8 protein-coding genes and 1 pseudogene are annotated in these 14,033 nt (G+C 67.2%); 7 read left to right on the top strand and 2 right to left on the bottom strand.

What is annotated here, in order from left to right; translation table 11 throughout:
• Window positions 1-93 precede the first annotated feature (93 nt).
• The gene (locus ACIHCM_RS33090) at window positions 94-732 is read left to right on the top strand and encodes an isochorismatase family protein (protein WP_399904228.1); all 639 of its coding nucleotides are present in this window, start codon (window positions 94-96) and stop codon (window positions 730-732) included.
• Window positions 733-1,526: 794 nt separating this feature from the next.
• Here the strand turns inward: ACIHCM_RS33090 and ACIHCM_RS33085 are convergent.
• The gene (locus ACIHCM_RS33085) at window positions 1,527-4,304 is read right to left on the bottom strand and encodes an AAA family ATPase (protein WP_399904225.1); all 2,778 of its coding nucleotides are present in this window, start codon (window positions 4,302-4,304) and stop codon (window positions 1,527-1,529) included.
• A 445-nt stretch (window positions 4,305-4,749) separates the two neighbouring features.
• Here ACIHCM_RS33085 and ACIHCM_RS33080 point away from each other — a divergent pair.
• Window positions 4,750-5,582, top strand: a pseudogene (locus tag ACIHCM_RS33080) (IS5 family transposase).
• 1,097 nt (window positions 5,583-6,679) lie between these two features.
• On the opposite strand, the gene ACIHCM_RS33075 reads toward ACIHCM_RS33080, so the two are convergent.
• The gene (locus ACIHCM_RS33075; RefSeq protein ID WP_399904222.1) at window positions 6,680-8,050 is read right to left on the bottom strand and encodes a homogentisate 1,2-dioxygenase; all 1,371 of its coding nucleotides are present in this window, start codon (window positions 8,048-8,050) and stop codon (window positions 6,680-6,682) included.
• Between the two features lie 440 nt (window positions 8,051-8,490).
• On the opposite strand from ACIHCM_RS33075, the gene ACIHCM_RS33070 reads away from it, so the two are divergent.
• The 5 genes from ACIHCM_RS33070 to ACIHCM_RS33050 all read left to right on the top strand — a co-directional run bounded on the left by ACIHCM_RS33070 (window position 8,491) and on the right by ACIHCM_RS33050 (window position 13,696).
• Window positions 8,491-9,435, top strand: coding sequence for a D-2-hydroxyacid dehydrogenase family protein (locus ACIHCM_RS33070; RefSeq protein WP_399904219.1), 945 nt, complete (start codon window positions 8,491-8,493; stop codon window positions 9,433-9,435).
• A gap of 105 nt (window positions 9,436-9,540) precedes the next feature.
• A complete protein-coding gene (locus ACIHCM_RS33065; protein ID WP_399904216.1) occupies window positions 9,541-10,032 on the top strand; it encodes a nuclear transport factor 2 family protein in 492 nt (163 codons plus the stop codon).
• A 112-nt stretch (window positions 10,033-10,144) separates the two neighbouring features.
• Window positions 10,145-10,447, top strand: a complete 303-nt coding sequence (locus ACIHCM_RS33060) for an antibiotic biosynthesis monooxygenase family protein (RefSeq protein WP_399904214.1) — start codon at window positions 10,145-10,147, stop codon at window positions 10,445-10,447.
• A 150-nt stretch (window positions 10,448-10,597) separates the two neighbouring features.
• Window positions 10,598-12,646, top strand: a complete 2,049-nt coding sequence (locus tag ACIHCM_RS33055; RefSeq protein WP_399904211.1) for a CocE/NonD family hydrolase — start codon at window positions 10,598-10,600, stop codon at window positions 12,644-12,646.
• Between the two features lie 102 nt (window positions 12,647-12,748).
• Window positions 12,749-13,696 carry an alpha/beta fold hydrolase gene (locus ACIHCM_RS33050; RefSeq protein WP_399904207.1) on the top strand — a complete coding sequence of 316 codons (948 nt, stop codon included), beginning with the start codon at window positions 12,749-12,751 and terminating at the stop codon, window positions 13,694-13,696.
• Window positions 13,697-14,033: the final 337 nt, after the last annotated feature.

Genomic DNA, 14,033 nt, shown 5'->3' with positions numbered 1-14,033 from the left:
CGTGTGGCGAACGGCAGTCGCGCGACGGATGTGGCGCACATGCTGCCTCACCGAGACTCGTTGTCGAGAGCAGGCCACGTGAAAGGAAAAGTGATGGCTGAGAAGAACACGCCCATGTGGGATGCGTCGGAGTGCGCGCTGGTGCTGATCGACTATCAGGACGGCGTGCTCGATTTGATCTTCGAGCAGGACCGAAGGGTCATCGAGCTCAACGCCCGGTACCTGGCGAAGTTTGCAAAGGCCATCGGTATCCCGGTGGTACTCAGCACGGTCGGCGTCGAGATGGGCGTCAACACGCCCACCATCTCGACGCTCCGGGCGGAGCTGCCGGATGTCGAGGAGATCGACCGATCCCAGATGAATGCCTGGGAGGATGCCGCCTTCGTGGAGGCGGTCAAGGCGACCGGCCGCAAGAAGCTGGTGATGGGGGGCCTCGTCACGTCGGTGTGCCTGGCCTACCCGGCGGTCCACGCGATGGCCGATGGCTACGAGGTCGCGGTGGTCGCTGACGCGGTGGGCGACGCGACCAAGGAGATTCACGACACCGCGATGCTCAGGCTTGTCCAGGCGGGCGCTGTGCCGATGACGACGACGGCCATGATGGCCGAGTTTTTCCGGGACTGGAAGTCGCCCCTTTCCGACGCCGCCCGCGAACTGTTCGTGCCCTACAAGGAGGAGTGGGCGGCACTGAAGCGCGAGCCGAAGTTCGTGGAGTTCAAGGGGCTGGTGTGACGGCAGGGCGATCACCCGCCCTGCCGGGCTTGGCGTTGATGCCATGACGGCGGACTCGACGGCCTGTCGACGCCGTGGGGATGGATGTCAGGACCGGGACCCTCCGGGCCCGTACCGTCCCCGCGGCAAGGCACCAGGACACCGTGCTGCACGTCCCCGGCATCGAGCACCGGGCCGGCCGATGCCGACCTCGCGGCCTTTCCGCACAGTCGACTGCACGCCGACACGCAGCCGTCCAGCGACTCGAACACCCCGCGGGACCTGGGTCGGCCCAGTTCGTTCCCGCACGCGTGACGCGTCCCGCGCTGCTCAGGAGGGGGAAGGACCCCATGTTCCAGAGCATTGTCGTCGCCGTCGACCCGAGCCCGGCTCGCCACTCAGCAGTGCGCACCCGCTAGGGCGGGTTTCGGAAGTCCCATCTGCCCCGCGACGCCCGGCACGCACTCTCGCCGCGCCGGACGAAAGGCCGAATACGCCCCAGTACGAGGCATTCCGTCCGGCGCGCCGAGAGCACGCACCGGACGCTGCGGGGCCGCCCTTCGGGCGACGAAGGGTCTTCCGTACCACGCCGCAGGCCGCCGAGGAGACCGGTGTGGATCTCGTCGTGCTCGGCCCGTATCACCGGGGAGCGTGTGGCGCCTTCTTCAGCTCGCGCGTCAGCGATGCCGTCCGCCACACAAGCCGGATCGTCGTGCTCCTCACGTCAAGGCTGGCCTCGGACAAAGGACTTCGGCGACGCCGGTGAGCTCGGCAGGACCTGAGGCACACACACCGCACGTACCCGACGCACCGGCTCACGCCGCGCCGCCCAGAGCGGTCAGCGCGTCGCGCATGGCAGCCCTCGTGGTGATCCCGAGTTTCGGATACATCTTGTACAGGTGAGCGCCGACGGTCCGGTGTGAGAGATAGAGCCGCTCCCCGATCTGCTTGTTGCTCAGGCCGGACGCCGCCAGGTGCGCGATCTCCAGCTCCTGGGGCGTCAGCAGGGACGGCGTGGTCTGGGGCCGGGTCGCCTGACCGGTCGCGCGCAGCTCCTTACGGGCCCGCTCCGCCCACGGTGCGGCCCCCAGCCGGGAGAACGCGTCCAAGGCAGCCGTCAGCGACTCGCGGGCCGGGCCCTTGGCGCCGGTACGCCGCAGCCGCTCACCGAGGGCCAGACGGATCCGCGCCGCCTCGAAGACCCAGCGGTCCGCGCCCCGCACCGACAGCGCGTGCTCGAAGTGCGCGACCGCCTCCTCGTCCGGAGCGCACAGGCCGGCTGCGCCCGAGACGAGCATCGCGAACCGTTCGGACAGCCGGGCGATCCCCAGCTCGCGCAGGGCCTGGACGTGCGCGGCGGCCTCCGTGTCGCGGCCGGTGCGCACGGCCGCCTCAACCAGGTCGTAGGCGCCCCACAGCGCGTGCGCCACGTACGGGGCCATACTCCCGGCCGGGGTGAGGGCGGTCGCGTGGCGGTAGGCGGCCTCGTAGTCGCCGCCGCCGAGGCAGACCAGGGTCCGTGCCTGGTGGGCGAAGGCCGCAGCGGTGCCGACGCCGCGGCGCGTCCCCCAGCGCACCATCCGTTCGGCCAGGGCGTCCCCCGCCTCCGTTTCCCCACGTGCCCCGTGCAGCAGCACCTGGTTGTACTGGAAGTACCAAGCGAAGAAGGGATACCCGGCGTCGCACAACGCCGCTCCCTCGTCGGTCAGTTGCTGTGCTTCCTCCCAGTCGCCGGTCAGGAAGTCTTCCATGCACAGGTGCATCAGAGCCCCGAGATGCCGGCGGACCTGTCCGCTGCCGTCACGGCCCAGGCGGACCAACTCCCATAGTTTTCCGCGCAGTTCACCGACCCGGTCGAGATAGGCCGTCGCGATCGCGCCGCGGACCAGCACCGTCGGATCAGGTGTCCGACGCAGCACCTCACGGACCTCGTCGAGGCGGGGCAGGGCTGTGACACCAGTGCGCGCCGGGTCGGGGAACGTCCGTGCGGCCAGTGCCAGCACCGGCGGCGGGGCCGGTTTCAGCCGGCCCACCGTCTCGACGAACGGCGCCCACAGCTCCTCGCGACCGCTCCACCAACAGACCAACTGCAAGGTGTGCAGTGCCTCGACAAGAGCTCGGTCACTGACGTGGTAAACCGGTCCGGCCGCTTCGATCGCGCCGACCAGTAGCTGGTGCGCGGTGCCGAGGTCCGCTTCGGTGTTGATCAGGACGTACACCGCGGCGGCTGCCGCGTACAAGGCGGCGCCTCCGGCGGGATCGGCCTGCTGCGCCCGCCGCAGCAGTTCCGACGCGCCCGCGATGTCCCCGGTCGCCTCCGCGCCGAGGTAGGCCGCCTCGGCCAGCCGCCGGCTCCGGTCGCCGCCCGAAGGACTCAGATCGGCGGCCCGGGTCAACGCGGTCACCGCGCCGGCCGCGTCACCGCGCCGCAGCGCCGAGTGCCCGGCGTCCTGGAGTAGCTGGGCCACCCGTTCATCCGGCTTGATCACTGCCTCGGCCAGGTGCCAGGCCTGGAGCTCCGGCCGCTCGGCGAGTGCCTCGGCCAGCGCCAGGTGCGCGGCACGCCGCTCGGCCAGGGTGGAGGCCGCCACGACCGCCGATCGGATCAGCGGGTGACGGAACGTCAGGCGCCGGGCGGCGGTGTCCATCCGGACCAGGCGCTCACGCTCGACGGTGGCGAGGTCGGTCAGGATGGCGGTGTCCTGCCCGGCGGCGTGGTGCAGGACTCCGAGATCGCCGGTGCCATCCAGCGCGGCCAGCAACAGCAGTCGGCGTGCGGCCTCGGTGAGGACGGTGACGCGTGTGACGAACAGGGCACGCAGGCGTTCGCCCAGCGGCAGCACCGCCGGCAGTTCCTCCTGCGCGCTCCGCTGTGGTCCGGTGAGTTCTGCCGGCAGTTCCATCAGGGCCAGCGGATTACCGCGGGCCTCGGCGACCACCCGTGCCCGGACCGGGGCGGCCAGCCCCGGGTAGCGGGTCGCGAGCAGCAGGTGCGCCGAGTCGTCGTCGAGCGGCGCCAGGCCGATCTCGTACAGGCCGCCGCGGTCGAACATGTTCTCTTCGCCGGTCCGGGAGGCAGCCAGGAAGCCGATCTGGCTGCCGGACAGACGGCGGGCGACGAGTCCGAGGAGTACGGCGCTGGCCCGGTCCAGCCACGGCAGGTCGTCGACGATCAGGAGCAGCGGAGCCTCGGCCGCTGTCTGCCGAAGCAGGGACAGGGTGGCATTGACCAGGGTAAGCTGGTCCGGAGCAGGGCCGGTGCCGAAGCCGAGTGCGACCAGCAGTGCTTGGTGATACTCGGACGGTAGGTGCTCTACGGCGTCCAGCACCGGCATCAGGATCTGATGCAGCCCGGCGAACGGGATGTCCGCCTCGAACTCGACGCCGTCGGCGCGCAGTACCCGGGTGCCGGTCGTCCTCACAGCCTCGGTGACCGCGTCGAGCAGTGTGGTCTTGCCGACGCCGGCCTCTCCGACCACGTGCAGGCCGCGGCCCCGGCTGGACTCATCCTCGAAGAACTCGCACACCCACTGCACGTCCTGGGTGCGGCCGACGATCTGCGACAGTCGGCTCCACGATTCGCTTCCACTCATCTCTCTCGCCTCACCTCCGTTGTTCGGCCCATCCACGACCGTCCGACCTCCACTTCATGAGCAGCGAAGAACCCACCCGAGGACGGCCATCCCGTTGCCCGGCAGGGCATTTCCTGTGAATTCGTGATTCATGTACGGGCCCTTGATCGGAGTCCGCTTGGCCTCGCCGTACGCCACGACGACCGTGTGCAAAACGGTCGTTGAGTTGCTGGCTCACGTTCGACGAGGGCGACGCCGGCCGGTGGGCCCGGGGGCCGGAGGCGCGGCCGATACGGTCAGGGCAGGACAGGACGCGCCGCGCCTCCGGGGTCTTCTCGGACCTCGGATGAGGCCCGGTGGGGCAGAGGGCTGACGGTGCCTCGTCGGTATTGCTTGGGACGGGCTCACATGGCCAGGCTTTGGTCGTGTCTTCAATTGATCTTGAGTGGTGGATCATGGTCGGGTGATACGTCGCCATGAACTGTCTGATGAGGAGTGGGAGTTCCTCCGTCCACTGCTGCCCGAGTCCTTGCGTGGGCGGAAGCGGTTGGACGATCGAACCGTGCTCAACGGGATCGTGTGGAAGTTCCGGACGGGCACGGCTTGGCGGGACCTGCCCGAGCGGTACGGCCCCTGGCACACGCTGCACATCCGCTTTCGTCCGGTGGGCCCTGGACGGCACCTTCGAGCGGATGCTCCAGGCCGCACAGGCCCGGGCGGACGCGGTGCGGGAGAGGTCGACTGGCTGGTGTCGGTCGACTCCATCGTCGTACGCGCCCACCAGCATGCCGCCGGGGCCCGAAAAGGGGGCTCCGCAGCCCCGCACTCGGACGCTCCCGGGGTGGCCTGACCAGCAAGATTCACCCGGCCTGCGATGCCTTCGGGTGTCCGCTCGCCTTCGTGCTCACGGGCGGCAACACCAACCACTGCACCCAGTTCACCACCGTGATGGAGGCGATCCGGGTGCCGCGCATCGGGCCGGGCCGTCCCCGGGCGCGGCCCACACACGTGCTGGGCGACAAGGGCTACAGCTCCCGTGCGATACGGACCTGGCTGCGACGCCGCGGCATCAGCCACACCATCCCCGAGCGGGCCGACCAGATCCGCAACCGGCTCCGGCGTGGCAGCCGCGGGGGGCGCCCCCCGGCCTTTGACAAGCAGCGCTACAAGCGGCGCAACGTCATGGAACGGTGCTTCAACCGCCTCAAGCAGTGGCGCGGCATCGCGACCCGCTACGACAAGTCCGCCGAGTCCTACCAGGCAGCTGTCACCCTCGCATCGCTCTTGATGTTGGCGTGACATTTGAAGACAACTCCTAGGCTACGGCGGTGGCAGCGGGGAACAGGGTGAGCATGATGGGGGCGATGGCTTTCTTCCGGGTGTTGGGCGTGGCGTAGTCGCCGCCCTGGGCGTGGAAGCACACGGTTCCGATCATCGTGAGTGCGAAGCCGATGGCGGCGGCGATGCCCAGGGGCTGCCAGAAGTGGCCCCATGGTCAGAAGAGTGAGGAGGGATGTCCGCTGATTTCGTCAGCGCCCGTGGGTGTGGATCCGTCCACGGGCCGGCTTGATCGCACTGGAATGTCTCCTCGCCCTCGGTTCGACTGCTTGCCCTATGACGGTGCAGGCCACGTGTCGGCGGTGGAACGCCGGGACAATCCCCGTCCCCGCAGGGCGGGGGAGTCTTTCGTGGGCTGCGGCATCGAGCGGACGACCTTCTCGGCCTCATGGACATTGGCCAACTTGCCTGCGGCCCCCTGCCTTCCCTGCCGACGTCACGTTCGTCGCCTCACTCGCTCACGCGCGAAGTTCTCAAGCAAGCGGATCAAGGAGTTTGCGTCTGGGTGACACGAAGTGGCGCCCATGGAGCGGCAGCACGCTGGTCAGCTGAGGGATCCTGAGTCGGAATATGTTTCCGGGATCGTTTCCTACCGTGGTGGGGATGCGTGGACGTGGAATCCAGCGCGCAGGACTGCCCCTGGTGGTTGGTGCCGGTGGGTGGGTGTGCTCATCGTGTGCACGCGCTGGTGCCCGGTCGGTGACGTCGGCGACTGCCTGGGAGGTGGGGCCGCCCGCGGCTTCGATCGGTCGGACGCTTTGCTCACGGTCTCGGCTGTGCGGCCGCCGACCGTCACCAGGGCTCCCTCAGTGGCCGGAGGGAGGGCGGACGCCCCGCCCGGTGCTGTTGCCCCCTCCGGTGACGAAAGCTGTCCTGCCTGCGTACCGCTGGGTCATTTCCTTGTGCCTTCTTTCTGCTTTGTCGTGAGCGGTGGGGGTGGGGCGGTGCGGCCAGGCGTCATTGGGCGCGGTTGGCGGGCGGTCGTCGCCGGCGCCCGCGGGCGTTTGTCGCTGGAGGTGGCATTGTGGCCCGCGGGCAGCATTGGTGCTGAAGCAGTGTCAGTACCGGAAGTTGTTCGGCAGGTTGGCCTCGCTGCGCAGCACCTCGCCGTCGGGGGATCCGACCGCTCGAGCTGCCTGCGGCGTGAGCACAATCGGCCACTGCGTCTCCACCATGACCATCATCCCCTCGGACTTCTCCGGCACGAGGTCGGCCTGGGTGGCGGCCTCCCAGACGGGCTCTCCCATCCCGTGCGCGGTCATCATGTTGGTCAGCGTGCTGATGCCCTGCCGGTAGCCGCCCGGATGCGGCGCCTCCTCGATCACACCGACCCACTCGGTGCTCACGTTGCGGTGGTACCACGGGGGCCGGAAGGTGTTCTCGGCAACCGACCACATGGAAGGCACGATGAGGAAGTCGATGTTGGGCAGGCCCGGCGTGCTGGTCACCGAAGTGAGCGCCGTCAGCAGCGAAGGATCCGGGTGGTCGTAGCTGACCGTGCCCAGGGCCTGGAAGTCGTAGAGGTTGTAGACGAAGGGGACGCTGTTCCCGTGCCATGCCACGACGTCCAGCGGAGAGTGGTCGTAGGTGGCGCCCCAGAGATTTCCGGCGACCTTGTGGATCACCTCGAAAGGCCGCTCCTCATCGTCATAGGCGGCGACAGGGGCACGGAAGTCGCGGGCGTTCGCCAGTCCCGTGGCGCCGATCAGGCCGAGTTCCGGGAGGGCGAAAGGCGTGCCGAAGTTCTCGCACACGTAGCCGCGGACGAACGACGGGGCCGCTTCCTGACCGGCGGCACCCAGGATCTCGACGCGGAACTTGATGCCACGGGGTATCAGGGCGACCGAGCCGGGCTCCACGCTCAGCAGACCGAGTTCGGTGTGGATGAGCAGACCGCCCAGCTCGGGCATGATCATCATTTCGCCGTCGGCATTGCTGAACACGCGGTCCGTCATGGACGTGTCGGCCGTGTAGTAGTGGAGCGCCATGCCGTTGCGCAGGGCGGGGTCGCCGTTGCCGCCCACGGTCCACAGGCCCGAGACGAAGTCGGTTCCCGGCGCAGGCGCTGGCCTCGGTGCCCAGAACAGCAGCCTCGGCTCCACGGGAACCTCCGTGAACGGCGGCGTGAGCAGGGTCGGGTGATCGATGCGATTGAAAGGCGGGTGCACGATCGACGGACGGATGCGGTAGAGCCAGGTCCGGCGGGTGATCGACCGCAGTTCGGTGAACGCCGTGCCGGAAAGCAGCTCCGTGTACAAGCCGTGTGCAGGGCGCTGAGGATTGTTGCGTCCCTTCGGCAGCGTCCCCGCCAGCGCCTCACTGCTGTGCTCGTTGCCGAAGCCAGTGGAGTAGCTCAGCGATGCCGCCCTCTTGCGGGCCTGCTCCCGCACCTGGGCCTCTGTCCTGATGCCCTCAGGGGTGATCGTCATTTCCGGATCCTTCCGCGTTGAACTTTGCCCGATATGTCCCGCCGTGCGGGCGTTGCGATGTTCGTGGCACGCGCAGTCGTAGATCAAGCTGCCGTCTCGCCGTCACGGCGGGCGCCCCGACCACAAACTGATATTGGTTTATCACTTGCCCCACTGGAGCGCAACTGATATACCTCTATCAGTTGTGGAGGTCCGGGGCTTTGTCTGGTCATCTGAGGAGACCACTCGGCCTTCCGAAACAGGAGCCGCTGTGCGGGATCGACGCACGGGGGGACCTCGACTGGCTATGAACCGCCTCAAGTGGCTCTTCACCCCAGGTCATTGGATTGTCCTGAACCGATCGCACGCGTGAGGCGACAGGTCGGCAGGGGAAACGTTCCATCCTGCTGGCTGCTTCAGGATCCTGGAATTCGACGGAGGCATTGGACGGAATGGATAAGATGCGCATCGCGGTGCTTGACGATTACCAGCGCGTGGCGAGGAAGTATGCTGACTGGGATTCCCTGGAGGCCCACGTGGAGGTATTCCACGGGCCCCTTTCTGGCGCGGACAAAGTTGTGGCGCAGCTAGCCGATTTCGACGTGGTGGTGGCGATGCGGGAGCGGACGCCGTTCCCGGCCGGCGTACTGCAGCGACTCAGCCGGTTGAAGCTGCTCATCACCACCGGCATGGGCAACGCCGCCATCGATATCCCGGCCGCCAGTGCACAGGGCATCGTGGTGTGCGGTACGGACTACCCCCGTTTCTCGGCCGCGCCTGAGCTCACCTGGGCCCTGATCCTCGCTGCGGCCAAGAACATTCCCGGCGAGACGCAGCTGGTACGCGAAGGCGGGTGGCAACTGGGCGTCGGCTCCGACCTGGAGGGCAAGACGCTCGGACTGCTGGGACTCGGCAGGATCGGATCCAGGGTGGCCCGGGTGGGCCAGGCGTTCGGCATGAAGACCATCGCCTGGAGCCAGAACCTCACCGCCGAAAAGGCCGCGGAACACGGTGTGACCGCCGTGTCCAAGAAGGAGCTGTTCACCAGCTCCGATGTGCTGTCGGTCCACATGATCCTCAGCGACCGCACCCGCGGCCTCGTCGGAGCGACCGAAATGTCCTCGATGAAGCCGACGGCTCTGCTGGTCAACACCTCGCGAGGCCCCATCGTGGACGAAGACGCACTGGTCGACGCCTTGCAGGCGCGACGGATCGGCGGCGCAGCGCTCGACGTGTTCGACATCGAGCCCCTGCCGGCAGACCACGCACTGCGAAGCCTGAACAACGCCGTCGTCACCCCGCACATCGGCTACGTGACGGAAGGCAACTACGAAACCTTCTACAAAGAAGCCGTCGAGGACATCGCAGCGTTTGCCGCCGGCACGCCGATCCGCGTCCTCAAGTGAACGGCCGGGATGCCGTCCGACCTGGTCGGCGGAGAACACGGCGCTCCCCTCTCTTTCAGACGACGGAAACACCCACCGAGCTCGACCCCTCAGAAAGGTCCTTCCATGAGTGACAGGCATGAGATCACCGAACTTCTCGCACGGTACGGGCAGGCGCTCGAAGAACGTGACGGGGAGGCCCTCGCGGAACTGTTCGCCCCGGACGGGGAGTTCCAGATATTCAGCCGGTACGGCCGAGACGACTACGTCGCACACGGTGCTGACGTGATCGGCCGCGCCAGTATCCGCGCCATGATGCAGAACAGCTCCCTGCCTGCCGGGCGCGGCATGCATTACCTGACCACCGACCACATCGTGGAGATCACCGGGAACACGGCGCGAATGCGCGCCCAGTTCGTGGTGGTGGAGTCCAATGCCGACGCTCGGCCGGAGCCCGACAACGGCTGGCCCTTCGGATTCAACATGGTGCACGGGGGGCTGGCAGTCACCATGATCGGCCGCTATGACTCCCGCCTGCTCAGGACCGAGGACGGCTGGGTGCTCACGCTCCATCAGGTGAAGCACAACCTCCCGATGACGCTGCCGCCGAAGAAGTAGCTCTCGCAGCGAGTCCCATCCGAACACATCAACTCCATGACATGGCAGAACTCATGGCTTTTCGCGGGCCGCGTGCGGCCCGCGAAGAAGACTGACCACAGGGCGGAGAAACATGACTGTCTGGGAAGTTGTCCAGCTCACGGTCACGCAGGGCAGTGAAGACGATTTCGAGTCCGTTTTCCGATCGCAGTTGCCAATCCTCCAAGAAGCCGACGGCTGCTTGGACCTACACCTGCTCCGCGCCGTTGACCTGGAAGGCGTGTTCCTGCTCCTTGTCCTGTGGCAGTCGCTGGAGCACCACACCGATGTGTTCGTGAAGACCGAGGAGTTCACCAAGTTCTCCACCGCAGTGGCGCCCCTCTTCACCGCACCGACCACCCCATTCCACGCGAGCACCGTGATCGATGGTCTCTGAACAGCCGCCGTCCCACCCGATCAGCCAAGTAATGCGCGGGGAGAAATAATGTGTCCATCGCAGTCAACACCTTCTGATGAGTTGCTGACCGGCGACTTCCGTGACGGGCCGTTCGTGGGCCTGGGCTATCGGACGTCTAACCAAGAGGGCGTGACCGACGAGGCGGGGAGGTTCTTCTATCAGGCCGGCGACACGGTGACCTTTTTCATCGGCAGCCTGGTCATCGGCACCGCGGCTGCGGCTGCGCATTTGACGCTGGCGAGTCTGCGTGACAGCGCCGTGGCGGGGGAGCCGGATCCCACGCTCCCGGGGACGGTCAATCGTGCGCGCTTCGTGCAGAGCCTGGGGCAGGAGGCAGACCTACTCAGCGGCGTGACGATCGACAAGACCATCCGCGACGTGGTCAGCCTCCATGCCCAAGACATTTCGTTCGAGCGCGACGCGGAGTCCTTCGCGACGTCGGACGCCGTCCGCGCCGTATTCAGCGAGCTCGGGCTCCGTTTCCGAGGATCTGCTGAGGCACGCAACCACCTGCGGCGGGCTCTTGCGGGCATCAAGCTCCTCCGGGACGTCAAGATCCCCACCCGCGACGGGAGCTATCTCCTGGCAGACGTCTTCCACCCCCTGGAGGCCGGTCCCCACCCGGTCCTCATGCGGCTGGGGATCTACGGCAGGGCGTTCGAGACGGGGTCGGTCTTCACCGAGGCAGACCACGCTGCGAGTGAGGAGAAGGAAGCCGACTGGTTCGAGAAGAGTACCGACGGCATCCCCTCATATTTCAGGTACTCGGAAAACGCGGTCAGCCCGAACGCCAGCACGTGGGTACCGCGTGGGTACGTCGTCGTCCGAGTGGACGGCCGCGGAGTAGGCGACACGCCGGGAACGCTGAATCCGTTCTCGAAACAGGAAGCACTCGACTACTACGACGCCATCCAATGGGCTGCCGAACAGTCCTGGAGCAACGGCAACGTCGGACTCTACGGCGGCTCGTACAACGCAACCATCCAGTGGAACGTCGCTGCCCTGCAGCCGCCCGCCCTCAAAGCGATCGCTCCCCTTTCATCGGACTCGGACGCCTACCGCGACCTGGCGTACCCGGGAGGCATCCTCCTCAAGAACTACCGCAGCTGGTGGTGGGAGGGCATGGTGGGCAAGGCCAAGAACCCGAATGCCGACGCCGTAGACTTCATCGGCGGCCTGGCCGGCCACCCGTGGGACGACGGTTTCTACGCGGGAGAGGGGCTCCTGTCGGCTGATTTCGCCGGCATTGACATCCCCGTCCTCACCGCGGTGAGCCAGACCTTGATGATTCACTCGCGCGCCGGTTTCGAAGCGTTCTCACAGCTGTCGTCGCCTTACAAACAACTGCTGGTCCTGGACGCCGCTTACAGCTCATACATGTATGAGGACTGCCGGCCCGAACTGGAAGCGTTCTTCGACCGGTTCCTCAAGGGAGAGGAGCCGGCCCGGGAGCCGTCGCCGGTCCGCATGATCATGCGGACCGGCGACGGAAGCTTCGAATGGCGTGACGCAGCCACCTGGCCGGTTCCCGGCACGGAATACCGCAAACTCTACCTCGACAGCAGTAACGGATACGGGCACGGAACCGCTACTCCGCAGCTGCCCGAGCGCATGGGAACCGCCGAGTATTCCGCCGATGTGCGGGCTGCGGCCGCCGGGCTGCCGATGGCGGTGTTCGAATCAGCTCCCTTCGACGAGGACATCGAGTTGGCGGGTCATTTCCGGGCCACCTTGTGGGTCGCGTCCACGTCGACCGACGCCGACTTCTTCGTCACGCTACGCGTTATGGACGGTGAGCGAGAAGTCACCTACCAGACGCGCGACCCTGAATCGGTTGCCCCGTTCACCTGGGGATGCCTCAAGGCCTCGCATCGGGTTCTTGATTCCGAACGTTCCACCACCGAGCGCCCCTGGCACACGCACCGGCGCGAAGACGCCCTGCCTCTACGGCCCGGTGAAGTCGTCAAGCTGGACGTCGAGATGATGGCGGCCACCGGACGCATCGCGGCAGGACATCACCTGCGCATCGAGATCTCACCCGCTGAGGTCGGGGCCAACCCGGACTGGGAACGTGACTACGACGATTCCTACCACCAGGGGGCCGTCAACCGCGTTTTCACGGGCCGCCTGCTCCCCAGCTCGATCACCCTCCCCGTGGTCCCCCGCCAGGCCCCTTAAGGCCTGCAGCGGTCCATCACCTCACGCTGTGCAGTCCTGCTCCTCGATGTAGATGCCCGGGGGCAACTCCCGCGGAAGCAGCGTACCGAACCACCCCACGGCGTGCTTTCGTCGTCCACCGGCCGACGGGCGGCGGCCGCCGGTGGACGAGCGGCGGCGCAGCACAGCACGCGACACCCTCCCGAACCCCAAATTCTGTCGAAGGAATGCCACACCATGACGGTCTTTTCCTCTCCCGCCAGCGCGTCCCGGACGTTTGAGCTGCGTGATGGGCTGAGCATCACTGTGGACGAGCGAGGTGATGCCGCTGCCGCAGGCGGCAGCGCCATCCTGCTGCTGCACGGCGGCGGTGGAATGCAGTCTGTCGCGGGACTGGCAGCCGCGCTGTCGGAAAACTCTTACGTGATCACCCCCACGCATCCCGGCTTCGATGGCCGGACCCGGCCGCACTGGTTCGACGGCGTCACCGACCTCGCCCTGGCATATCTCGATCTCCTCGACGTGCTCGAACTGCGCGAGGTCCTGGTCATCGGCAACTCGCTCGGCGGCTGGATCGCCTCGGACATGGCCCTGTACGACGTCTCCGGACGGCTCAGCGCGTTGGTCGTGATGAACGCGGTCGGCATTAGCACCGACGGTCCCGCGAAAATCACCGACGTCAGGACGCTTCCCCCGACCGAGGTCGGCCGCCTGGCCTTCCACAACCCGAACCTGCTCCCCGACCCCGCCACGCTGAGCGACGCACAAAAGGCGACGGCGGCCGCTAACCAGAGCGCCCTGGAACTCTATGCAGGCGAGCCGTACATGCACGATCCGAAGTTGCGGCGCCGGTTGCACCGCGTCACCCTGCCCGTCCTCGTCCTGTGGGGTGAGCAGGACGGCGTCGTACCGGCGGAGTACGGACGCGTGTACGCGGACTCGTTCGCCAACGCCTACTTCCAGCCCATCATCAACGCCGGGCACATGCCCCACGTGGAGCAGCCCCACCTGACCCTTGACGCCGTCGAGGCGTTCATCGCCGACAAGCTGGCAGAGGTCACCACGGGGTGACCTCACGGCCCCACCTACCACGATGATGACGCATACCGGACAGGGGCTGCGGGGGGCTGGCCGCCTTCACCTGGCTCACACCAAGTGGTGGTGGCAACTGCGGGGTCATCTCAAGCCGGATTCCCCATCGGGGCAGGCCGCCGCCGCCGTTCTACTCGCCCGGGCCCGGCCCGCAGCGCCAGCCAACCGGGCCGGACAGCGGCGAGTCGGGGCTCAGTGGTCACCCTCAAACCATGAACATCTAAGAAGTCATCTCAATTGGCCGGTTCGGTAGGCTGCGGGCGTGGGGATCGTTGAGCGGCTGGTGCCGGATGAGTTGTGGGCTTTGTTCCAGCGG

It is taken from the genome of Streptomyces sp. NPDC052023 (assembly GCF_044548465.1).
GTDB lineage: Bacteria > Actinomycetota > Actinomycetes > Streptomycetales > Streptomycetaceae > Streptomyces.
This window is presented reverse-complemented; position numbering and strand designations above follow the sequence as displayed.

Coding starts and splice junctions, on each gene's coding strand:
- ACIHCM_RS33085 (WP_399904225.1), bottom strand. CDS start 4,304: ATGAGTGGAAGCGAATCGTGGAGCCGACTGTCGCAGATCGTCGGCCGC.
- ACIHCM_RS33075 (WP_399904222.1), bottom strand. CDS start 8,050: ATGACGATCACCCCTGAGGGCATCAGGACAGAGGCCCAGGTGCGGGAG.
- ACIHCM_RS33065 (WP_399904216.1), top strand. CDS start 9,541: ATGAGTGACAGGCATGAGATCACCGAACTTCTCGCACGGTACGGGCAG.
- ACIHCM_RS33060 (WP_399904214.1), top strand. CDS start 10,145: ATGACTGTCTGGGAAGTTGTCCAGCTCACGGTCACGCAGGGCAGTGAA.
- ACIHCM_RS33070 (WP_399904219.1), top strand. CDS start 8,491: ATGCGCATCGCGGTGCTTGACGATTACCAGCGCGTGGCGAGGAAGTAT.
- ACIHCM_RS33090 (WP_399904228.1), top strand. CDS start 94: ATGGCTGAGAAGAACACGCCCATGTGGGATGCGTCGGAGTGCGCGCTG.